The 19,521-nt window shown below is 62.1% G+C and carries 19 protein-coding genes and 6 pseudogenes; 6 read left to right on the top strand and 19 right to left on the bottom strand.

The genetic code is table 11. From position 1 onward, the window contains the following. Positions 1 to 4: 4 nt before the first annotated feature. The 10 genes from RBB46_RS16385 to RBB46_RS16340 form a co-directional block, all read right to left on the bottom strand. Positions 5 to 1,243 (bottom strand): TrbI/VirB10 family protein, encoded by a 1,239-nt coding sequence (locus RBB46_RS16385; protein ID WP_306030092.1) that lies wholly within the window; start codon positions 1,241 to 1,243, stop codon positions 5 to 7. Continuing rightward, the gene (trbG, locus tag RBB46_RS16380; protein WP_306030091.1) at positions 1,240 to 2,256 is read right to left on the bottom strand and encodes a P-type conjugative transfer protein TrbG; all 1,017 of its coding nucleotides are present in this window, start codon (positions 2,254 to 2,256) and stop codon (positions 1,240 to 1,242) included. Before trbG ends, RBB46_RS16385 begins: the two co-directional genes overlap by 4 nt. Further along, positions 2,253 to 2,972 (bottom strand): conjugal transfer protein TrbF, encoded by a 720-nt coding sequence (gene trbF, locus RBB46_RS16375; protein ID WP_306030090.1) that lies wholly within the window; start codon positions 2,970 to 2,972, stop codon positions 2,253 to 2,255. The genes trbG and trbF overlap by 4 nt, the downstream gene beginning before the upstream one ends. Positions 2,973 to 2,975: 3 nt before the next feature. Further along, positions 2,976 to 4,331: a P-type conjugative transfer protein TrbL gene (trbL, locus tag RBB46_RS16370; protein ID WP_306030089.1), complete on the bottom strand. Its 1,356-nt coding sequence runs from the start codon at positions 4,329 to 4,331 to the stop codon at positions 2,976 to 2,978. 18 nt (positions 4,332 to 4,349) lie between these two features. Further along, positions 4,350 to 5,063: a P-type conjugative transfer protein TrbJ gene (trbJ, locus tag RBB46_RS16365; protein ID WP_306030088.1), complete on the bottom strand. Its 714-nt coding sequence runs from the start codon at positions 5,061 to 5,063 to the stop codon at positions 4,350 to 4,352. Further along, the gene (gene trbE, locus RBB46_RS16360; RefSeq protein WP_306030087.1) at positions 5,060 to 7,513 is read right to left on the bottom strand and encodes a conjugal transfer protein TrbE; all 2,454 of its coding nucleotides are present in this window, start codon (positions 7,511 to 7,513) and stop codon (positions 5,060 to 5,062) included. The genes trbJ and trbE overlap by 4 nt, the downstream gene beginning before the upstream one ends. Beyond that, entirely contained in the window at positions 7,507 to 7,776 is a 270-nt protein-coding gene (locus RBB46_RS16355; RefSeq protein WP_306030086.1) for a VirB3 family type IV secretion system protein, read from the bottom strand. The genes trbE and RBB46_RS16355 overlap by 7 nt, the downstream gene beginning before the upstream one ends. Continuing rightward, positions 7,776 to 8,051, bottom strand: a complete 276-nt coding sequence (locus RBB46_RS16350) for a TrbC/VirB2 family protein (protein WP_336623171.1) — start codon at positions 8,049 to 8,051, stop codon at positions 7,776 to 7,778. The genes RBB46_RS16355 and RBB46_RS16350 overlap by 1 nt, the downstream gene beginning before the upstream one ends. Positions 8,052 to 8,128: 77 nt before the next feature. Then, entirely contained in the window at positions 8,129 to 9,076 is a 948-nt protein-coding gene (trbB, locus tag RBB46_RS16345) for a P-type conjugative transfer ATPase TrbB (protein WP_306030084.1), read from the bottom strand. A 29-nt stretch (positions 9,077 to 9,105) separates the two neighbouring features. After that, on the bottom strand, positions 9,106 to 9,549 hold the full coding sequence (locus RBB46_RS16340) for a CopG family transcriptional regulator (protein ID WP_306030083.1): 444 nt from the start codon (positions 9,547 to 9,549) through the stop codon (positions 9,106 to 9,108). A 225-nt stretch (positions 9,550 to 9,774) separates the two neighbouring features. Between RBB46_RS16340 and RBB46_RS16335 the strand changes: the two are divergent. Further along, positions 9,775 to 9,936 (top strand): annotated as a pseudogene (locus tag RBB46_RS16335) (IS3 family transposase); the annotation flags it as partial. 21 nt (positions 9,937 to 9,957) lie between these two features. Here the strand turns inward: RBB46_RS16335 and RBB46_RS16330 are convergent. Then, positions 9,958 to 10,107: pseudogene (locus RBB46_RS16330) on the bottom strand (integrase); the annotation flags it as partial. Between the two features lie 329 nt (positions 10,108 to 10,436). On the opposite strand from RBB46_RS16330, the gene RBB46_RS16325 reads away from it, so the two are divergent. Next, positions 10,437 to 10,655, top strand: coding sequence for a hypothetical protein (locus tag RBB46_RS16325; protein ID WP_306030082.1), 219 nt, complete (start codon positions 10,437 to 10,439; stop codon positions 10,653 to 10,655). Between the two features lie 199 nt (positions 10,656 to 10,854). Here RBB46_RS16325 and RBB46_RS16320 read toward each other — a convergent pair. Then, positions 10,855 to 11,136 (bottom strand): annotated as a pseudogene (locus RBB46_RS16320) (transposase); the annotation flags it as partial. A 243-nt stretch (positions 11,137 to 11,379) separates the two neighbouring features. Next, positions 11,380 to 12,360, bottom strand: coding sequence for a GSU2403 family nucleotidyltransferase fold protein (locus RBB46_RS16315; protein WP_336623167.1), 981 nt, complete (start codon positions 12,358 to 12,360; stop codon positions 11,380 to 11,382). Between the two features lie 150 nt (positions 12,361 to 12,510). Here RBB46_RS16315 and RBB46_RS16310 point away from each other — a divergent pair. After that, positions 12,511 to 12,674, top strand: a pseudogene (locus RBB46_RS16310) (IS3 family transposase); the annotation flags it as partial. Between the two features lie 91 nt (positions 12,675 to 12,765). On the opposite strand, the gene RBB46_RS16305 reads toward RBB46_RS16310, so the two are convergent. Further along, a complete protein-coding gene (locus RBB46_RS16305; protein ID WP_306030080.1) occupies positions 12,766 to 13,998 on the bottom strand; it encodes a type II toxin-antitoxin system HipA family toxin in 1,233 nt (410 codons plus the stop codon). After that, positions 13,998 to 14,375, bottom strand: coding sequence for a helix-turn-helix domain-containing protein (locus RBB46_RS16300; RefSeq protein ID WP_306030079.1), 378 nt, complete (start codon positions 14,373 to 14,375; stop codon positions 13,998 to 14,000). The genes RBB46_RS16305 and RBB46_RS16300 overlap by 1 nt, the downstream gene beginning before the upstream one ends. A gap of 291 nt (positions 14,376 to 14,666) precedes the next feature. Between RBB46_RS16300 and RBB46_RS16295 the strand changes: the two are divergent. From RBB46_RS16295 to RBB46_RS23315, 3 genes and pseudogenes are all read left to right on the top strand, one after another. Continuing rightward, positions 14,667 to 15,435, top strand: a pseudogene (locus RBB46_RS16295) (DUF932 domain-containing protein); the annotation flags it as partial. 612 nt (positions 15,436 to 16,047) lie between these two features. Next, positions 16,048 to 16,293 carry a type II toxin-antitoxin system ParD family antitoxin gene (locus RBB46_RS16290; RefSeq protein ID WP_306030078.1) on the top strand — a complete coding sequence of 82 codons (246 nt, stop codon included), beginning with the start codon at positions 16,048 to 16,050 and terminating at the stop codon, positions 16,291 to 16,293. Beyond that, a complete protein-coding gene (locus RBB46_RS23315) occupies positions 16,280 to 16,597 on the top strand; it encodes a type II toxin-antitoxin system RelE/ParE family toxin (protein WP_369293116.1) in 318 nt (105 codons plus the stop codon). Before RBB46_RS16290 ends, RBB46_RS23315 begins: the two co-directional genes overlap by 14 nt. Positions 16,598 to 16,774: 177 nt before the next feature. Here the strand turns inward: RBB46_RS23315 and RBB46_RS16285 are convergent. The 4 genes and pseudogenes from RBB46_RS16285 to RBB46_RS16270 form a co-directional block, all read right to left on the bottom strand. Continuing rightward, a pseudogene (locus tag RBB46_RS16285) lies at positions 16,775 to 16,912 on the bottom strand (integrase core domain-containing protein); the annotation flags it as partial. A 101-nt stretch (positions 16,913 to 17,013) separates the two neighbouring features. Continuing rightward, positions 17,014 to 18,099, bottom strand: a complete 1,086-nt coding sequence (locus tag RBB46_RS16280; RefSeq protein ID WP_306030077.1) for a LacI family DNA-binding transcriptional regulator — start codon at positions 18,097 to 18,099, stop codon at positions 17,014 to 17,016. Positions 18,100 to 18,121: 22 nt separating this feature from the next. Further along, the gene (locus RBB46_RS16275) at positions 18,122 to 19,144 is read right to left on the bottom strand and encodes a succinylglutamate desuccinylase/aspartoacylase family protein (protein WP_306030076.1); all 1,023 of its coding nucleotides are present in this window, start codon (positions 19,142 to 19,144) and stop codon (positions 18,122 to 18,124) included. 25 nt (positions 19,145 to 19,169) lie between these two features. After that, positions 19,170 to 19,514: a RidA family protein gene (locus RBB46_RS16270; protein WP_306030075.1), complete on the bottom strand. Its 345-nt coding sequence runs from the start codon at positions 19,512 to 19,514 to the stop codon at positions 19,170 to 19,172. Positions 19,515 to 19,521 lie beyond the last annotated feature (7 nt).

Raw genomic sequence — 19,521 nt, 5'->3', positions numbered from 1 at the left:
CCTTTCACCCGCGATAGGGACGCAAGACCAGATCCTTGCGAACAATGACCTTGAGCGGCCAGCCCGGACGGATCTTGATGGTCGGCTGGATGTCCAGGGACTTCTCCGTGATGCGCTGCCCAGCGCGGCTGACATTCGTTTGCGTGGCTTCGCGAACAGCCCGCACCAATTCGCTCTCCTCGCCGCCCAGGCTCAGCTCCGTGCCAACCCCAAGCAAGGTGGCAAGCGCAACCCCCTTGACCAATCGCCAAGTGTGAAAATCCACCTCATCCTCAAGCCCGGCATAACCGGCCATGTCGGTGGCAGGGAGATTGTCGATCTCGATCGAGGACCCGTCAGGCAGAATGATGCGTTGCCAGACAAGCAGAGCCCGCGACTGCCCAAAAGCAACGACACTGTCATAGGTCCCAATCAGACGCGCCCCTTGCGGGATCAGCAGCGTGCGGCCTGTCACCGTGTCATAGACATTCTCCGTGACCTGAGCGAGGACCTGGCCCGGCAAGTCCGAATTGATGCCCGTCATCAGGCTTGCGGCGATCACACTGCCCGCCATCACCTGATGAGCCGACGCTGGCGTTCGAAGCGAATGGGGATTGTAAATGCCGCCCCCATCGCGCTTGCCAAGAAACTCAAGCTTGCGCTGCTGGCCGTTGGGATCTCCGTCCAGGCCAAGCCCCACAGGATCGGGGCTCGCCTGCGCCTCAAGTCCCGTCAATTGCGGCTGTGATACCGCCTGCGGATCTGCACCACCTGACGCGGACGGGCGCGCCTCGATGCGAAAGAAAACCTCGGACTCCTTCGCCTGAAGCGCCTGTTCCGCAAGCCTTTGCTGCTCACGCGAGATCTCCTCACCCCCCGGCCCGATCCCAAGCTGCTTGCGACGCTCGACAATCGGTCGGCCAAGATCGCCAGGCAAAGGCGGCCCGAGCCGAGGCGGGTCGCTCTTGATCTGGGAATAATCCCGCGGCAATGCCGCCAGGCCATCAGGTGCCGGTGTGCCGGCATCCTTGTAAAGCTCCTCAACCTGATCGCGCATGCGGAACATAGGTCCCTGCAAAGCCATGATCGTGGCCCCCAGGATCGCCCCAGCTCCCAGGGCGATCATTCCAATGACCAGGCCGCGCCTGAACCGGACAATCTGACGCGGTGCAGCCCGCAGACCGAGCGTGCCAGGATCAAGCTTGCCAGCATCGGGTTTGAACGATGCCGACGGCTTCGGTGACGAGGCGGTGGTGTCGCTCATCCATCCCTCCCCTCACCGTCCTTGCGCGAAAACAGCCCCGCGCGCGGACGCAAGCCATCGCTTCGGGAAATGCGCACAACCTGTTGCGGCTTGCTGCCAAGCCGCAGCTCGGCAGCGGCAAAAAGCCGATCGACAATGTAGTAATTGCCGCGCATGCGGTAGTTGACGAGCTCGTTGCCACCATCCGCGCTCACAACAAACAGCGGCGGCGCCACCCCCTGATCAATGCGGCGCGGGAACTCGATAAAGACCTTCCGGCCATCGTCGAAAACCCTCACAGGCCTCCAGGCAGGCGTGTCACCGCTCATCCGATAGCGGAAGCGGAGCTTGTCGAGCGCAACATTGGATGCCGCCGGCAAGGCCGCTTCGGCAGCCACATTGCGGCGCTTGAGCGCCGTGAGCTGATCTGACGGATAGGTCCAGGAAATCGCCGCCATCGCTGTCTTCTGCGTGCTTTCAAGCTGCAGGTGATAGGCTCTGCGATCCGTGGTGATGACGAGATTGGTTTTCAATCCCGGCGCAAACGGCTTGACCAGCACATGAACGCGCTTCGCCTTGCCCGTGCCGCTCACCGTATCGCCAATCACCCAGCGCACCGTGTCGCCCGCCGAGACCGAGGTCAGCTCCTCGCCCGGCTGCAAGGCAATGTCACTCACCCGCTCAGGGGCGGCATAGAGCCGGTAAAGCGCACCCGGCGTATATGGATAGACCTGGATCGCGTTGACATAGCCGTGCTTTGACGGCTCCTGCGTCGCCGCCTTGTTGGCATCCTCCACCCGCCGCGTGGGCTTGCGCTTGTCCCTGGTCAGCTTTCCAGGCTTGGGCTGAAGCTGACCGGGCAGCGGCAAGACCCTCGGCATCTCGACAATCTTGACCGGCCGTTCCGGCGCCTTCTCGACCGCCGCAGCCGTAAAATCCTCCGCGTCGTAGCGGATCTCAGGCGGCAGCTGCTTCTTCGAACAGGCCGCAAGGACCAGAACCGAAGCTGCGACACACAAGATATTCCTCGTCATTGAGCCGTCTCCTTGGGAAGTTGAGGCGCGGCCGTGTCCAGCTCGCGCGACCAGTCAATCGCATTGACGAAAAGGCCAAGCGGGTTCTTGCGAAGCTGTTCGGCGCTGCGTGGAGGACGGAGCGCAACCGTCAGGATCGCCGTCCAGCGGGACGTCGCAGCAAGACTGCCGCGTTCGAAAACCTTCTCGGTCCACTTGACCTGAAAGGATGTCTTCGACGCCCGCACCACACTCGTGACCTGAACCGAAACACTGCGGGTCCCGATCTGGCCAAAAGGATCCTGCGCGCGGGCATGCTCATTGAGAAAAAGTGCAGCCCGGCCCGTGACAAAGTCGTAAGCCCCAAGCCAGTTCTGGCGAACCAGCACCGGATCGGTCGACACGGACCGGATGTGCGTGATGAACCGCGCCAGATGCCAGGCAATTTGAGCATCCGCCGGCCGGTAGTTCTGGATCGCAGGGGCAACAGCACGCGCCTCCCCGAACCTGTCCACCTCCACCACATAAGGCGTGATGCGGCCCTGCAGGGATTGCCAAAGCAAGCCGCCGGAAAGCCCCGCGCTGAGCACCAGACAGCAAAACGCCATCAGCCGCCAGTTGCGCGCCTGAACACGGGCCGTGCCAATCCGCTCATCCCAGAGCTGACCCGCCCGGCTGTAAGGCGTCTCTGGCTCCGGTGTCTTGCCATACCGCTCAATCGATCGCTTGAAGAACATGGATCACTCGTCCTTGTCAGTGAGAGAAGGCGTGGCGCCGTGACCAGGTCGGTCACCGTCCCTGATCGCCTGAACCGCCAGATGCCGACGCGCACGGCTCGCCTGATCAGACCGCAGCCGCGTTGCCCAACCAGGCACAGGCTCCGCCGACCGCGATCCGGAAAATTCCTGGGAACCAGACGATCGCGCCCCATGTGCCGATGCCATCGGCGCACCACCAGTGGCCCGCCAGGCACCATGCGCGCCCGCCTCTGCACTGGCTGCCAGGGGCCTGGTCACCCGATCACGCTGCATGCGCGCGGCCTGAACCGATGCGCCGCCCGCAGCGCGCGCCACCCCGCTAAGCCCAGCTGCAACGCCCGCTGTGCCGGACACCCCAGCCCCGATCTGTCCCAACTGATAGGCAGACGACACGGCCGAGCCCATCATCGTGCCCGCACGGATGGCGCCAAGACCTCCGCCAGCCGCCAGGCGCGTGCCCGCATATGCCGCCCCACCTGCAAGCAATGTCGCCCCCACCGCCGCGCCACCTGCCCCAAGTGCAGCCCCCGCGCCCAGTTGCGGCGCCCCGGAAACCAGCCCCGAGGCGATGGCGGGACCAAAAATGCCAAGGCCAAGCAGCGCCAAAGCCCCCAGAACCTGCGACATGGCAGCGGCAAGGTCGGGCTCGCCCTGCAGGCCGCCGGTAAATGTGGCAAAGAGCGTCGAGCCAATGCCGACGACAACCGCAAGCACCATCACCTTGACGCCCGAAGACACCACATTGCCAAGCACCCGCTCCGCCAGGAATGCCGACCTGTTCCACAGCGCGAAAGGCACCAGAACAAAACCGGCAAGCGTGGTCAGCTTGAACTCCAGCACCGTGATGAACAGCTGGATCGCCAACACGAAGAAGGCGAACAGACACAAGAACCAAGCCAGAAGCAGCACGGTCACCGTCAACGCATTGCCGAAAATCTCCGGAAACCCGACCAGATCACTCGCCTGCTCAAGCAGCGGATACGCCGCCTCATATCCCGTCGCCGCGATCTTGCCAGGGCGCAACAGATCACTCGCCTGCAACCCGCCCGGCGCAGCCTGCAGGCCAAGTCCGGAAAACGATCCATACACAATCTCAGCAAGCTGCTTGAAGTTGTTGAGAATGAAGGCAAATGCGCCAACAAACAGAACCTTGCGGATGAGGCGCCCAAGTACGTTGTCTTCGCCCCCCAAGGCCCAGAACAGCCCGGCAAGCGTGACGTCAATGCCAATCAGGATCGTGCTCAGAAACGCCACATCGCCAGCAAGAAGCCCGAAGCCACTGTCGATGTAGCGGCCGAACGTCTCCATGAACTGGTCGATAATGCCAAGATCATTCATCGCCAGGCCCCCTGCTCCTCAATTGCCGGAATAGGCCTTGCCAGAGCCAAGGAACCGCCGCGTTGCAGCGCGCGCAGCTTCTTCCGCCTGCCCCTTGCGCGCCGCGTCAGCCGCTTGCGCCCGGAACTGCGTCGCCAACAGCGTCTGGATCTGCATCTGCTGCTTGGCAGACAGGGCCATCAACTGAGTGGCGGCCTGCCGCGCCTGCAAGGCGCCAACCGCGCCATTGCTGTGCATGACAAGATCGGAAAGCAGCCCCTTGTCCGCCCGCACATTCTCCACGATCTGTGCCTGCACACGCATGGTCTGGCGAAACGCGCTCATCGCACCTTGCCAGCGCTCACGCGCCGCCGCCGCCATTTCCCCCGCCCCAAGACCCTCGTCATAGTTCTGCGGGTAATCCTGCTGCCACTGGCCCTCGAGCTGCGTCAGATCAAAGCTCAGGCCCTCGGCCTGGATCATCAACCCGTCGATCCGGTTCAACGCCCCTTGAAGCTGGCCAAGCGAGGAAAAATCCAGACGCTCCAGGTTGCGCGCCATGTTCTGCAGCATGCTGGCCTGGTTCTGCAGCTGACGGATCTGATTGTTGATCTGCTCCAGCGCACGTGACGCCTGCAGCACGTTCTGGGCATAGCTGGATGCATCGAATACCGGCCAGGCCGCCTGCCCTGCCCGCGGCGCCGCGATGACAAGCGCGAGCACGACAAGTCCTGCGAAAGATATGCGTTTCATGAAAGCTGCTCCCTTGGCTCTTGTGAAAATCGCAAGCTCAGATCAGCCGCCCAGTCGAGACCGCGCGCGCGCAGGAACTCGGGCAGAAACGCTCCGTCACCATGGCGGCTGACAAGCGCATCGATCAGCGTCTGACTGTCCGGATCGGAGGCACCACAAAGCGCCAGGGCAACAGGGCCAAGACCCAGCTCGAACAGCCGGTTGCCGCGCCGCGACTGCAGGTAGTAGTGCCGCTTCGGTGTCGCCTGCGCGATCAGCTCGATCTGCCGCTGATTGAGACCAAACCGGTCGTAAACCGCCCGCGCCTGCGGCTCGATGGCCCGGTCATTGGGCAAAAAGATGCGCTGCGGACAGGATTCGATAATGGCCGGTGCAACAGAGCTCTCGGCAATGTCGGCCAGCGACTGGGTGGCGAAGATCACCGCAACATTGCGCTTCCTCAACACTTTCAGCCATTCGCGAATGCGCGCGGCAAAAAGCGGATTGTCGAGATAGACCCAGGCCTCATCGAGAATGAGCAGCGTCGGCCGCCCGTCAAACCGTTCTTCCAGCCGATGAAAGAGATAGGTGAGCACCGGCAGCACCACGCCGGCTTGATGCATCAGCTCCTCGGTCTCGAAACATTGCACATCGGCGAGCGCCAGCCGGTCCTCGGCCGCATCCAGCAACCGGCCGAAAGGACCTTCCAGCGTATAGGGCTGGAGCGCAGCCTTGAGCGCATTCGCCTGGACAAGGACGGAAAGCCCCGTCAGCGTTCTTTCCCCGGCCGGGGCCTCAGCCAGACTGCCCAAGGCCGACCAGACCGCCTCCTTCACCTGCGGCGTGACATCCACCTTCTCATGGGCAAGCAAGGCTGCGATCCATTCCGCCGCCCAGCTTCGCCTGGCAGGATCATCAATGTGGCGCAGCGGCTGAAAGGCAAAGGGATTGGCTTGCTCATCCGCCGCAGCGCCCAGCGCGTGATGCACACCGCCACAGGCAAGCACGGCCGCACGGGCCGAATTGCCCTTGTCGAAGACATAGACCTGCGCATCGCGGTAACGCCGGAACTGAAGCGCAATCAGCGCCAGCAGCACCGACTTGCCCGCTCCCGTCGGACCAACCACCAGCATATGGCCCACATCGCCGATATGACTGGACAGACGGAAAGGCGTCGAACCCGACGTCTGCGCATGAAGGAGCGGTGGACCATCAAGATGGGCATTGCCGGACGGCCCCGCCCAAACCGCCGACAGCGGCATCAAATGCGCCAGGTTCAGCGTATGGACAAGCGGTTGGCGAATATTGGCATAGACCTGTCCGGGCAAACTGCCCAACCAGGCCTCAACCGCATTGACGCTCTCGCGAATGCAGGTGAAGCCCAGGTCACCCACAACTCGCTCGACAGCGCGCGCCTTGTCCTGCGCCATATCACGATCCCTGTCCCAAACCGTGAGCGTGGTGGTGAGATAGCCAAAGCCGACATGATCCCCGCCAAGCGCCTGCAAAGCCGCATCGGCATCCAGCGCCTTGTTGTCGGCGTCGCTGTCCAGCAACGGCGTCGCCTCATTGGTGACAACCTCCCGCAAGATCGCCATGATCGACTTGCGCTTGGCAAACCATTGCCGACGCAGCCGCGTCAGCTGCCGGGTCGCCGCCACCTTGTCGAGCGCAATGAATCGCGTCACCCAGCGATAGGCAAAATCCTGATGGTTCAACGCATCGAGAATGCCCGGCCGCGTCACATTGGGAAAACCCAGGATCGTCAGCGTCCGCAGATGGCAATCGCCCAGCATCGGCTCCAGACCGCCGCTCAAAGGCGTGTCCGCCAGAACCCCGTCGAGATACATGGGGATCTCAGGCACACCAACCCGGTGGCGCTTGGTGGACACCGTTCCATGCAGGAATGTCAGAGTCTCGCCATCATCAAGCGCCTCGATCTGCGGCAGGAAACCGCCAAGCAGATCCAGAACCCGGTCGGTTTCCTCGCGGAACCGCTCAAGCTCCTGCCGCCAGTCCCTCTCCACCCCCTGGTGGTCCGACTCCACAAGCGCGCTCTGCGTGCGCGCCTGCGCATCCGCAGGCGGCATGTACAACAAGGTCAGATGACAGCGGTTTTCGAAACAGCGACCCTGCCGGGCCTCCTCGAAAGCGGCACGACGCTCCTCGTCGACAAGCCATGAAGCCGCATCGGGAAATTGCGAGAGCGGATAGTCCTGCGCCTCCACACGCTCGGCTTCAAAAAACAGCGCCCAGCCCGACCCAAGACGTTTCAAGGCATTGTTGGCGCGCGCGCACACCCCCACCAGTTCAGCCTGCGTCGCGCTTTCAAGGTCAGGACCGCGAAAGCGGAAACTGCGCTGGAAACTGCCATCCTTATTGAGAACAATGCCAGGAGCCACCAGTGCCGCCCAGGGTACCAGGTCCGCAAGGCGATCGAGCTTGTTGCGGTACTCGGTGAGGTTCAGCATCGCCACCACCCCCTCTGACGCAGATGGCGGACAAGCACCACCAGGAAATCCGCATCCCGCTTGGCAGCAAAGACAGCCAGCGTGTGCCCGGCGACAAACCAGACAAGACCGGCAATCCATTGCTGCAAACCAAGGCCAATGGCGGCCGCCAGCGTGCCGTTGAGGATGGCAACTGCCCGCGGCGCGCCGCCCAGCAGGATCGGCTCCGTCAAGGAGCGGTGGACGGGCACCTCGAACCCTTCAATCTCGCGTCCATCTCCCATCACACCAGCACCCCGCCGCCAAACGAGAAAAACGACAGGAAGAAGGAACTGGCCGCAAAGGCGATCGACAAACCAAAGACGATCTGGATCAGCCGGCGAAACCCGCCCGACGTCTCGCCAAACGCAAGCGTGAGACCCGTGACAATGATGATGATCACCGCGATGATCTTGGCCACCGGCCCTTGCACCGATTCAAGAATGCGCTGGAGCGGCTCCTCCCAGGGCATGCCCGAGCCCGCCGCATAGGCCGGCGTCGTCAGCAGGACAATGATCATGGATGCGAGCAACAATCGGGGCCGTATCGCCAACAGGCGAACAGGCTTTGGCCATGCGAGCATGACGACACCTTTCTTCAAGACGATTGAGAATGGGAAAGACACAGCGGCGTGAGCGCGTAGCCGCCATTGGGGTCCAGACCCGCAACGGCAGCGATGGTCTCCACACGCCGCCCGGACCCGCGTCCCGACATGAAGACCACAAGGTCGATCGCCTCGCAGATCAGGCGAGGCGGCACCACGCTGACGCTCTCTTGAACAAGCTGCTCCAGCCGAAAAAGCGCCGAACGGGCCGAATTGGCATGAACCGTTGCAATGCCGCCGGGATGGCCCGTGTTCCAGGCCTTCAGCATGTCAAGCGCTTCAGCGCCGCGAACCTCGCCGACAATGATGCGATCAGGACGCAGACGCAGCGTCGAGCGCACAAGATCCGCCAGGCAAACAACATCTGCGCGCGTGCGCAAACTCACACAGTCCCGGGCCGCGCATTGCAGTTCGCGCGTGTCCTCGATCAAAATCACCCGCTCGTCACAGCCGGCCACCTCCGCCAGCAAGGCATTGGCAAGCGTCGTCTTGCCGCTGGACGTGCCACCGGCAACCAAGATGTTCTTCCGCCCTGCCACCGCCGCGCGAAGGCAGGCCGCCTGATCCGGGCCCATGACCTGAGCCTGGACATAGTCAGTCAATGTGAAGATGCGCGCCGCCGGCTTGCGAACGGCAAAACACGGTGCCTTCGACACCGGCGGCAAGATCCCCTCGAAACGCTCACCGCCCAATCCATTTGCCCGCGGCGGCAACTCGGCGCTGACAATCGGATTGTCCGCATGCACCTCGGTGCGAATGTGAGAGGCCACAAGGCGAATGATGCGCTCGGTCTCGGACGGATGGATGCACACGCCCGTGTCGCCGCGGCCCGCACCCAACCGGTCAACCCAAAGCCGCCCGTCAGGATTGACCATCACCTCGATGATCGCAGGATCACCAAGTGCTTCGCCAATGGCCGGCCCCATCGCCGTCTTCAGCATGGCGCGGCGGCGGTCTTCTGCGACCCCGCTCACGAGGCCCCCTCCTTGCCACAAGCAGCAGCTGCGTCAGGAGCGCCCTGCTCCTCCCCCTCCTCGGGCGTGAACGACGACACGCCAGTGGCAACCTGACGGGCAACCTGATCGATGAATTTTCGATAGCGTTCGCGCGCCAGCGCCCGCGTCGCATGATCTGGAACCGGGGTATGCGCGTTGAACATCAGATAGAGCCTGACGAAAAAGGCCAGCGCCTCGGTCAAAACCTCCAGATCGCGCCGAGCACGCGCGTTCTCGCGCGTCAGGCGGTCAAGCCGCGACGCCAAAGCCTCGCTCAGAAACGGCGCATCCCGGTGACGGGCAAAATGATGAATCGCCTGTACGATAATGGAAGACTTGCTGTCACCAGGCTTGCCCGCCAACGCGCTCAGCTTGTCGCTCGTCTTCTTGTCGAGATAAATATTGTGACGCAGCTTCATCTGATTTCGTCCTGACCTTCTTGCCAAAGTCAGGAAACAATCACCGAAACCACCTGAATCTCTTATAGCCTTTAGATACGCCGAAGCACGATCACACGCGCAAACTGCAATAAATCGGTGTCACCGGGATCTAATACAGAGCGGGTAGCAACACGGCAGCTGGTTCAGCTCAGACACCTGGACCGTCACGTCCAGGACAAGCTGAGCAGGAAACCATCGATACGACACTGGCGTCCCCACTCCTCGCTCGGCTACCAGACCCCGGCGGCCTACGCCGAGATACTCACCGCAACCGGCTCAAGCGCTCCGCAAATCGAAGGCTCCGCGCCTCCACTGGTTGCTCACCCCGCGCCGAACGGCGTAACAGAAACGGTCGAAGCTTGTCTTATGACTTTCTGTGCCGATCAGGCGGCGGGAATCGCGGTCCAGCGCATAGGCGGTCTGCTTGAATTCGAACCCGTTGGGCAATCCTGGAATGCAACCGGAAATCGTGCCGGCGGCCATGATCAGGGCCGTATCGAGCGTATGGATATACTTGCTCGTAACCGTGCCCGCTGACGGTGGTGCCTGCCTTCTTGGGACGACCACCCTGGGCCACACGGCCAAGCTGAACCTTCGCTTCCTGCCGGGCCGTTTCTGCCATCCAGATGCCATGGAAACCGATCGTAAACGGCAGGTTCGACCTACGGCGCCATCTTGGATAAGGTAACTGCGTTTTCCGGATGCGCAGAAGCCCCCTCCAATCCGCGTTGCTGCCGATCAGACCATTTGAATGAAGGCCCGCTCGCCAAGCGTGAAAGCCATCAACAACCATTGTCAAAAATGGCATTTCTTGGAGGCGATTGGAGGAAACCATGGACAGAAGTTCAAATCCCGCAGACGCCCAAATGAGCTATGTGATCGAACACTTGAAGGTCGCCCGCTTCGTCGCCGATCAGCAAGGCCACGGGTTCCTTGTCTATCTCATCGAAATGGCCGTGGCCGAAGGCACGTCACACCTTCCCGAGGCCGCAGCAGCCAGACGCAGGGCATTAGACGCAGTGCCCGCAGGCGACGCTCCAAGCGCCTTGAAACACCACGCAAAGCCGGCCAGATCCCGTTGTTAAAAACCGCCGGAAATCCTCCACCGCGTTGGTGATCGTCTTACGCAGACGGCGCTTCTTGCCCGGAATGCCGAGACCGATGATGCTCTCAAGGCCGCCTTTGCCAGAGTGATGGAGGAATTGATCGACCGCATGCCCGGTGACGAATGGGCGAAAGTCAGGGAAATGCGCGAACGGGTTGGCGTCTAGCGCGCGCGCTACACCCCTTGATTTTCTTGCCCGCGTCGCAGCCCCTGGGACCACCGGCCTCGACGGTCTTTACGCTTTGGCTGTCGATCGCCGCCGCCGAAGGACTGGCCTTCCGCCCCGTTCGCTCGCGATCGACCATGACAAGGCAGTGATTGATGATCTGGAACAGGCTCTCGCGGCGAAAGCGCAGAAACCAGCCATAGACCGTAGTCATCGGCGGGAAGTCCCTGGGCAGAAGCCGCCAGGCGATCCCACCTCGCAGCACGTAAAAGATGGCGTTCATGATCTCGCGCATCGGCTTTCCCACCGTCGGCGTTTGGAAGCGGTCCGCCTGGAATCGGCCCCGCTTAAGCCGAAAGCAAGTGCTGAATGAACGGCAGGTTTCGAGTGCCCCGAAATCCGGTGTGAAAGACTGACTTGGGGTCGTGAAAGCGGCCAGGTCAATCGCCCCGGCCCAACGGCGTTTTTCACTACGCGACCTAAATCATGGAGCAGCGCAATGCATCCATCGCAGAACATCCCTGTGCGCCAGTGGCTACTAAATACTGTTCAGGGTGTTCATCGTGTTATGCATGCGCTTCAGCGAATTCGCTATGTGTTCGCGCCAGCGAGGGCCAACGTCCATTGCTGTGGCATAGGCCCGGCGCAGGTCGTCGGGGCGGTCTTCGGCCATCGCCTCAATAAGAAACGCCGCCTGCTCCCGGTCCTTCGACGCTTTCAAGCTACCGGCACCATCGCGACGCCGATCAGCGATGATCAGCTTGTGGATCGCGTACCTCTCGGGGCGAGGTATCTGTACTAGGACGCCGGATCTATAGATGGCCGCTGCGTGGATCGGTTCGGCGATTAGAAAATTGAGGTAGTTCAGTGCCTGAGCGCTGACGCCTAGTGCAGGCAGTTCGCGAATGGTTTCCTCACCGAACGCTGGGGTGAGGAACTCGACCAACTGGCCGCTACCGCCCTGCGCCCAGCGCCACGTGCGCCCCAGGACGAGCCCGGGCAGGGGGGCAAACTTGAGCGCCGAGAACGTCTCGGCCAATCCCGGGTCGACCTGATCCTCCAGAGCGACACTGAGCTTCTCGAATTGGGCGATGTCGCCGGTGTTCGCCATCCCGCCCAAGGGCAGGCGGATGCCAAGCTCACCTTCATAAAGGCGAAACGCATTTGTACCGACGATTGTGCCGCCTAGCCGAAACGTCCCCGCGTCTGCCATGGCAGACAGGATGGAGCCGGTCGCCCGGTCGGTTGGTGTTATGCCCTCCGCCCGCAGCAGACGGACCAGCCGTGAGCGCTCAGCCCGCCGCTCCTTCGCTGTCGCATGCAGTGCCTCGATGCGGTCGATGCGTGCACGGGTTCCGTCACTGTCTTCGCCGATGTAGAAGAAACGCATCTCTGATCCGATGCGGCGTGCAGCGTACCAGTAAGCCTTGTCGCCGCGCTGTTTCAGGGTCGGTTTGCCCTCGACGCCCGACACAGCATCGTCCTTCAGGAGCCGCACCAGATCGGTGTATGCGCTCATTGCGATGCTGCTGAGTGGGGTCATGCCTATCGCTTTCTGTTTTTGCTTGGCACACTATGCCTATCAAAACTCAAAATTGCTAGGCATGATCAGAAAAAGCTGGCCGGTGTGAAGCGGCAAGTCAACCTTTATCCCGGAGCCGATTTCAACCTGAAGGTCGAGATCCGCCGTGTCTTAGAGGAGAACTTCCGGGTCTATGGGTTCGCAAGGTCTGGCGGCAATTGCAGCGTGAGGGCTTCGATGTTGCCCGCTGCACGGTGGCACGGCTCATGAGGACCACGGGGCTTCAAGGGATCATCCGTGGCAAGCCGGTAACCACCGAAGCGGCGCAACATACTTCATGAGGGATCGATTATGATAAAATCATATTTGACGAATAATCTGCGATAACTTCCCAAATATGACTTAAAAAGTTCGGGCTGTTTCTATTTCAGCGCCGACGAATGCAGCCTCATAGTCGCGGGCCAGCGCGCCAGAAACGCCAACCTGTCTGAAGGCTTCCCGCCATCCGTCCGAAACGCGCTGCGCCATTGTCCGGATCATCTCCCGTGCCTCGGCCTCGGGGATCTCGAAAAACGCGCAGGCTTCCAGTGCGAGGTTGATCGACCGATCATGGGCTCCGCCCTCAAGAATTGCCGTCTCAAGATGCGGGTTGCGATCCGGCGCCGGGTTCACGTCGAACATCGGCGACAAGCGCCACTGACCTGCCCCCACATAGAGGAAGCCGTGGTTCTTCAGGTGATCGTCCTTGTTGGACACCAAGATTGTGAAAATCAGACGCCGGTAGAGTTCGCGGAAATCGTCAGAAGGATCGGGTGAATAAGCCCGCATGAAATCGACGATCTCGGTATAAGAGCCCAGTTCCGCCCCTGTCTTGCCGAGCGCAGTGCGCGCGGAGATGTAGGGAATTCGTGCGGCCCCGCGTCGGTCGAACCGCTGGATCAGAGCAACTGGAAACGGCGTGTCTGAGAGTTCCAACCGTGCCTCGGGGGTGCGGATACCGCAGGCTGCCGCCAAGCGGAGCGTCGCGATCTCGACGCGCTCGATCGGCTGTTGATCATGGACCGAGGTGAACTTCGCCAGCCACAGCACATCGCCGTCCCTGACATTGGCCTTAGGGCGCGCGCCGCCGGAACCGCCCGCGCCGGCAAGCGCCTGCATTTCCTCGGGTGAGATCTCCTTTCCTTGCTCATAGGCTCGCGCGATCGCCGTGATGGTTTCGAGATCGACCAGACGCGGAACGGCGTCCGCTGCCTTGCCGCGAATGACCTCGCCCTTATCATCCAGAAAGCGTAGCGCGCCTTGGCGGCAGGTGTCGTCGGAAAGCGTCAGATACTCGAATTCGTTGAGACCATTGCCATAGGCGCGTTCGAGCAGCCTGCGTCCCCAACTGTCCGGAGCCGCATCGGCGAAAACGCCCGCCAAAGCGTCGCGCATGTTGCCGGGCTGCCCCGAGGTGTGAAATGGGCCGGTCTCAAGAGGGAAATCGGGCTGTATGGCGAAGGAGCGCGGGTTTTCGATCCATTCGGTACCATAAGCGAAAGTCGAGAATTGGCGTGGCCCGGCATGGGTGAAACGCAACTGGCCCACCGATGTGCGGCCTTCCCCAAGCGCGACATGGGCAACGAAATCGGCCATCAGAAGGAAGCCCCGTCAGGGTCCACAACGTCCTGCCGATCCTGCGTCTCCTCCGCCTGAGCCTTCTGCTTTTTCAGCCTTGCCGCGAAGGAGCGGCCCCTGCGCGGTCCGTGCTCCGCTGCGAGCGCCAGCCCCAGATCGTCCTTGCGGATATCGACCAGGTCAGCGAGCCGCTCCAGAAGGCCCAGCACAACGAGAACGTCGGCAAGCGTTCCGATGGCAACGCCCGGATCACCCCGTTCAAGGCGGGCGATGGAACTTGGCGAGGTTCCCGCACGCACGGCGAGATCCGCCACGGCGATGCCACGCCGCAGACGCGCGTTGCGGATATCCTGGCCCAGCCGTTCCAGTGCTGGCTTCGCCTTGGGAGAACCCATATCAATCATCCATATTTGATGGAATATTGCTATTAAACGATCATATATGATTAATTGTACCTCTTAGTCAAGATTTTCAGCCAGTGCCCCCAGCAGCGTGAGCGTTTCGGTTCGATATCTGCGGCCAGAAGGTGGGGAGGGCCTTCCCCTGCGTCCGAGCCTTGGGTCTCGGCCGACCCCTTCGAGCGGGGAGATCCCCGCAACGCCCCCAGAGTGAGAGAGCGGATCGGTTTCCGTGACGGGTGAATAGCTGGGAGAGAGGCTCCCGCGCCCGTCGTGGAGATTGGTCCCATGAACATGCAAGTACTCGATGCGCGCCGTGACACGAGTGGCGGTTACAAGGTGGATGTCAGCCGTGGCGAGCGGATCGGCCGCGTCTCGTCCGAATGGTTCTCGCGTCCGGCAGACGAGCGCTACCTTCCCTGTCGGAGCTGGCCCAGTCGGTGCGCGACCGCGCCGATCGCAGCCGGACCGGCGTGGTGGAAAGCGCGCTGATCCAGGTCGAGGCCAATCGCAACGATCCGGAGTGGCTGGCGCTGATGCTCCCCGGCGCGGATACGCCAGTCGCGCCGACGCACTGGTCTTTCGGACAACTCGCCAGCCTGGTCGGAGCGCCCGCCGCCTATCTCAGGCAGCTCCCAGCCGCACTTGCCGCCATCAACCTGCAATACGGCCTGACCTCCAATCGGGCTGAGCAGATCAAACGCTCGAAACCGATACTGGCCGTGTCGAGCTGCGCGCCGTCACTGGCCCGGACCACGGCCGCATCTACGATCACGAACTGGTCGAGGCGGTGCAGCGTATCGCCGGCAACGGCACGGGCGACACCCGCTGGAAGGTGCCGGGCGTGCTCGACTGGTCGACCGGGATCTACAACCCGCGCGTCGACATCACCAAGGATACGACCACGCTCTATGCCTCCGACCGCGACGTCTTCCTGCTCCTGGTCGACGACATGAATCCGATTGAGGCCGGCCGACTGCCAGACGGATCGCCCGACCTTTATTTCCGGGGCTTCTATTGCTGGAATTCCGAGGTCGGCACCAAGACGCTCGGCATGACGCTGGAGGAGCTCATGGCCTTCACCGTCTCCGAAGACCACGAGCGTCAGAACCAGGTCAGGGACGCGATCAAGGGCGCCTGGTCAAAGGAATCTTATCAGATCCGGCGCATGCTGACCGAGACCACGGTGCGTGCGTCCGACATGCTTCACACGGAACCCGGGCCAGCACCCCGTTCTGTGGTAGCGCCAGTGCCGCCGTGCCAAGCTACCGCATGTATATCCGCGCTCCCGATCAAAACCAGCAGATACTAGCGGGAACTATCGCTCCGATAGGTTGCGGCAAGGACGTGTCGATCAATGCACAGTTCACGTTCGTTCGCAGCGCGGGTTTTCAATAAGTACCAGCCGAGTAGAGCGCTCACGGAAGGAACTTCGTGAGCGCCCCCCGGATGCCTGGAGTTGATCATCCTTTATGCAAACTCGACTATTTACCATTCGGTACGCCAGATAGAGCATTGCTGGTGCACGTGTCGTTTTTTGAGCGATCACCTAAACGGCCGCGCATAACCGCACAAATGCGAGTTTGCGGAGGTATACTCAGCAAGCCTGCCATTAATTTTGACAATCTTTGTCATATACGATACTCGTAGAAGTCAAGGAGATCAAGAAATGGCAACCATGAATGTTTCGCTGCCCGATCCGATGAAGGCGTGGGTCGAGGCCCAAACGGGCGCAGGCCGTTATAGCAATGCAAGCGATTACGTCCGCGACCTGATCCGCAAGGACCAGGAGCGGCAAACGGCAATCAGGACGCTACAGGCTGCAATCACGGAAGGGATCGAAAGCGGCGAATCGCAGGCTTTTGATCCTACTGCCTTCAAACTGCGAATGCGCGAGCGTCATGTCGTCAAATAAGCCAGTACAGTACCAGCTTACACCCAAAGCCCTTGAAGATTTAGATGAGGTTTGGCGATACACGGCCGAAACGTGGTCGCTCGATCAAGCAGACCACTATATCGACAGACTGGCTCAGGCATTCGAAATGATAACGTCAATGCCAACGCTCGCGCGCGAGCGTACGGAGTTTGAACCGCCCGTCTACATACACCCGCACCAAAGCCATCTGGTCATCTACACGCTCACAAATGACCGCATTGATATCGTTCGTATCCTTGGCGGTCGGCAGAACTGGCAGGCGATCTTACGCGCCACAGAGTAACATACGCAAATGTGGGTTTGTGGTTATGGTATGATGGTCTCTCTGAGAAGGATCGGCGAGGCGAGCGAGGTGCGCTCGTAAACGCGGCTGATAAGGTGGACGCGGGGCTGGCCGCGGCCGAGGCGATTCCGACCTCGACCTGTGCAACCCCTGACCGGCTCCCCTGAATATACCCATTCACAGGCTAGCCCTGTTCACGCTGTGGTCCATTTTTGACCGGGTTGCAAACTCGTTCGGCGTGAGCCCGTTGAGGCTCGGGTGCGGTCGGCGCAGGTTGCAGTCTATTCTCCATGTCTCGATGATCTCGCGGGCATGGCATTCGACAGGCAGTCCCAACCGCATTCGTGCAACCGCCGCCAACCAGATGCCCACATTGCCGCAGGCGCCTCCCAACCAAATCTGCCAAAGCAGTGGCGTCACGTCGTCTCGCCGGGAATGAGCTCCAGGTCGAGGCAGAGACTGGAGGCCAGCTTGTGTTCGCTGCGCGGCTCCAGCCGGTCGACGATCATCTCGCCGGCATGGGTGCCCATGGCGTGGCTGTCGAAGGAGATGGTCGACAGGCGCGGCGACAGCTCGCCGGCGAGGTCATTGTCGCCGAAGGTCAGCAGGGCAAGCTCGTCCGGGATGCGCCGTCCCTGCTGGCGTGCTTCCAGCAGAGCACCGAGGCCAAGCTGGTCGTTGGCACAGAAGATCGCATCGAAACCGCGCCCGTTCTCCAAGAGGGTTCGGTAGGCTTCACGTCCATCGGTGACGCTGTCCACCTGATCGACCCGGATCGTGTCGACGATCTCGACCCCCAGCTCGGCCGCCCGCTCAGCAAAGCCGGACAGACGCAGGGCGCCGCGGCCGCCGCTGCGACCCATGAAGGCAAGGCGTCGGTAGCCGCGCTCAATCAGGTGGCTCGCCGCCAGCCGGCCCGCATCGATGTTGGAAAAACCGACCAGCATGTCAAGCGGATCGCGCGGATAGGCCCAGCTCTCGACGATCGGGATGTCGAGTTCGCGAAGCAGCGTGCGGTTCTCCTCCAACTCAATGACGCCGGTGAAGAAGACGGCGGCTGGTCGCAGCGAGCGCAACGACTGGATGGCGCTCAGTTCGCGCGAATAGGAATAGGAAGTCTGCCCCACCATCAGCTGGTAACCATGCTGCTCCAACACCCGGGCGCAGGCGCGCACCGCCTGGCTGTATTGCTGGCTGAGCAGGTTGGACACGAAGGCTGCGACAATGCTGGAGCGGCCCGAGCGCAGCGCCGAGGCATGCGGGTTGGACCAGTAGCCGGTCGCCTCGACCACTTGCAGGATGCGATCGCGGGTCTTCGGCGAGACCATGTCGGGCGTGCGCAGGGCGCGGGAAACAGTAATCGGCGAGACACCCGCCTTTCGGGCAACGTCCTCAATGCGCGGCGGGCGAGCCGGGCGGGCGGCAGGGCCCTCCGGCCTGCCTGGCGAAAGGCGCAGAACGGCATCATGGGTATGTGCCGTCAGGTCGGTCGCTTTCGCCATACAGCCCCCCTCTCCCACACCATCAGATCATTTCGGCCTCCCGCAGGGGACGCGCCGCCTGCACGAGACAATCGCCGGCCTGGCTGTCGCAATGCAATCGCCGCGACAGCACGATACCCGCCTGAGCGAAGCGCAGCTCCTCCTCCGGCAGGTCGAGCCGTTCGAAATCGTGGTACCAGCCGGCGAGATCGCCGGCCTCTACCCTGTCTCCCAGCGCCACCGCCGGCTCGAACCAGCCCCGCCGAACCGCATAGATCGCCTGTGTGTGGCTTTCAAGGGCCAGCACGGTCATTTCCTTGCCGGACAAGGGTTTGCGGGACAACAACGGAGCGTCGATGACGCCCAGCTCGATCAGCACGTTGTCGATAGCGCAGGCCGTCGCCTGCATCGACTCCGTCGTCACGGTACCGCCGCCGCCGAACTCGCCGCTGAGGCCGATGGCTCCGGCACGCGCAGCCGCCGCCATCGAGGTGGGTGCCGCCGCACCATTCTCGGCGACGAAGCCGTAAGGGAGCCCGGTCGCCCGCATCAGCCGCATGGCAGCAGCGAAGCGTTCCGGAGGGCCCTGGCGTTCGATCAACGCGCAGTGCAGGTGCTCCATCGAGGTGCCACCCGAATGGAGGTCGAAGACCACGTCATGCACGGGAAACAGCTCGTGCTCGAGAAAATGCGCGATACGGGCCGTCGGCGTGCCCTGCGGGTCACCGGGAAAGGAGCGATTGAGGTTGCCCTCATCGAGCGGCGAGCGCCGCCGCGCCGCCATAACGGCGGGCGCATTGGCGAAAGGAATGATGGTGACCTCGCCGCGCATACGCTCGGGCGGCAACTCGCGCGCAAGCCGCGCAAGCAGGATCTCGCCCTCATATTCGTCACCATGGTTGCCGGCCATCAGCAGGATGCGCGGTCCCTCGCCGTTGCGCAGGCGAATGACAGGGATCTTCGCCTGGAAGTAAGGCGAGCGGTCGATCGAGAAAGGCACGGACAGGCGGGCAAGCCGCCGGCCCTGCGCCGTCAGATCGAGATCGTGGAAAACGCCAGTATGCATGGTCGCCCGATCTGGGAGGGAAGGATCAAAGGGCCGCGATCGCGGTCATCTCGACGCGAAGATCCGGATCGGCAAGACGCGCCTCGTAACAGGCCCGCGCCGGCGGATTGGCCGGATCGATCCAAGCGTCGTAGACGGCGTTCATCGCATCGAAGTCGATGATATGCGGCAGGAGGACGGTCACGGCGACGAGCCGCGAGCGGTCGCTGCCGGCTTCAGTCAGAAGCGCGTCGATCTTGGCTAGAACCTCGCGGGTCTGTACCTCGAGGCTGCCTTTGCGGTTGTCGGCCACCTGGCCGGCGATGTGGACATGATCACCCGAAATGACGGCCTGAGACATGCGCGGGCCAACCTGGAAACGCTTGATCATCAACTTT

The organism is Stappia sp. MMSF_3263, assembly GCF_030733745.1.
Taxonomy (GTDB): domain Bacteria; phylum Pseudomonadota; class Alphaproteobacteria; order Rhizobiales; family Stappiaceae; genus Stappia.
The sequence above is the reverse complement of the archived record's forward strand: the minus strand, read 5'-3'. Positions and strand labels throughout refer to the sequence as shown.

What these genes read in the sequence shown, in the direction of transcription:
- trbJ (WP_306030088.1), bottom strand. Translation starts at nt 5,063, where the DNA reads ATGAAACGCATATCTTTCGCAGGACTTGTCGTGCTCGCGCTTGTCATC.
- RBB46_RS16340 (WP_306030083.1), bottom strand. Translation starts at nt 9,549, where the DNA reads ATGAAGCTGCGTCACAATATTTATCTCGACAAGAAGACGAGCGACAAG.
- RBB46_RS16315 (WP_336623167.1), bottom strand. Translation starts at nt 12,360, where the DNA reads ATGAGCGCATACACCGATCTGGTGCGGCTCCTGAAGGACGATGCTGTG.
- trbG (WP_306030091.1), bottom strand. Translation starts at nt 2,256, where the DNA reads ATGACGAGGAATATCTTGTGTGTCGCAGCTTCGGTTCTGGTCCTTGCG.
- RBB46_RS16350 (WP_336623171.1), bottom strand. Translation starts at nt 8,051, where the DNA reads ATGATCATTGTCCTGCTGACGACGCCGGCCTATGCGGCGGGCTCGGGC.
- RBB46_RS16355 (WP_306030086.1), bottom strand. Translation starts at nt 7,776, where the DNA reads ATGGGAGATGGACGCGAGATTGAAGGGTTCGAGGTGCCCGTCCACCGC.
- RBB46_RS16270 (WP_306030075.1), bottom strand. Translation starts at nt 19,514, where the DNA reads ATGATCAAGCGTTTCCAGGTTGGCCCGCGCATGTCTCAGGCCGTCATT.
- RBB46_RS16300 (WP_306030079.1), bottom strand. Translation starts at nt 14,375, where the DNA reads ATGGGTTCTCCCAAGGCGAAGCCAGCACTGGAACGGCTGGGCCAGGAT.
- trbL (WP_306030089.1), bottom strand. Translation starts at nt 4,331, where the DNA reads ATGAATGATCTTGGCATTATCGACCAGTTCATGGAGACGTTCGGCCGC.
- RBB46_RS16290 (WP_306030078.1), top strand. Translation starts at nt 16,048, where the DNA reads ATGGCAACCATGAATGTTTCGCTGCCCGATCCGATGAAGGCGTGGGTC.
- trbB (WP_306030084.1), bottom strand. Translation starts at nt 9,076, where the DNA reads ATGCTGAAGACGGCGATGGGGCCGGCCATTGGCGAAGCACTTGGTGAT.
- RBB46_RS16325 (WP_306030082.1), top strand. Translation starts at nt 10,437, where the DNA reads ATGAGCTATGTGATCGAACACTTGAAGGTCGCCCGCTTCGTCGCCGAT.
- RBB46_RS16280 (WP_306030077.1), bottom strand. Translation starts at nt 18,099, where the DNA reads ATGGCGAAAGCGACCGACCTGACGGCACATACCCATGATGCCGTTCTG.
- RBB46_RS23315 (WP_369293116.1), top strand. Translation starts at nt 16,280, where the DNA reads ATGTCGTCAAATAAGCCAGTACAGTACCAGCTTACACCCAAAGCCCTT.
- trbE (WP_306030087.1), bottom strand. Translation starts at nt 7,513, where the DNA reads ATGCTGAACCTCACCGAGTACCGCAACAAGCTCGATCGCCTTGCGGAC.
- RBB46_RS16305 (WP_306030080.1), bottom strand. Translation starts at nt 13,998, where the DNA reads ATGGCCGATTTCGTTGCCCATGTCGCGCTTGGGGAAGGCCGCACATCG.
- RBB46_RS16385 (WP_306030092.1), bottom strand. Translation starts at nt 1,243, where the DNA reads ATGAGCGACACCACCGCCTCGTCACCGAAGCCGTCGGCATCGTTCAAA.
- trbF (WP_306030090.1), bottom strand. Translation starts at nt 2,972, where the DNA reads ATGTTCTTCAAGCGATCGATTGAGCGGTATGGCAAGACACCGGAGCCA.
- RBB46_RS16275 (WP_306030076.1), bottom strand. Translation starts at nt 19,144, where the DNA reads ATGCATACTGGCGTTTTCCACGATCTCGATCTGACGGCGCAGGGCCGG.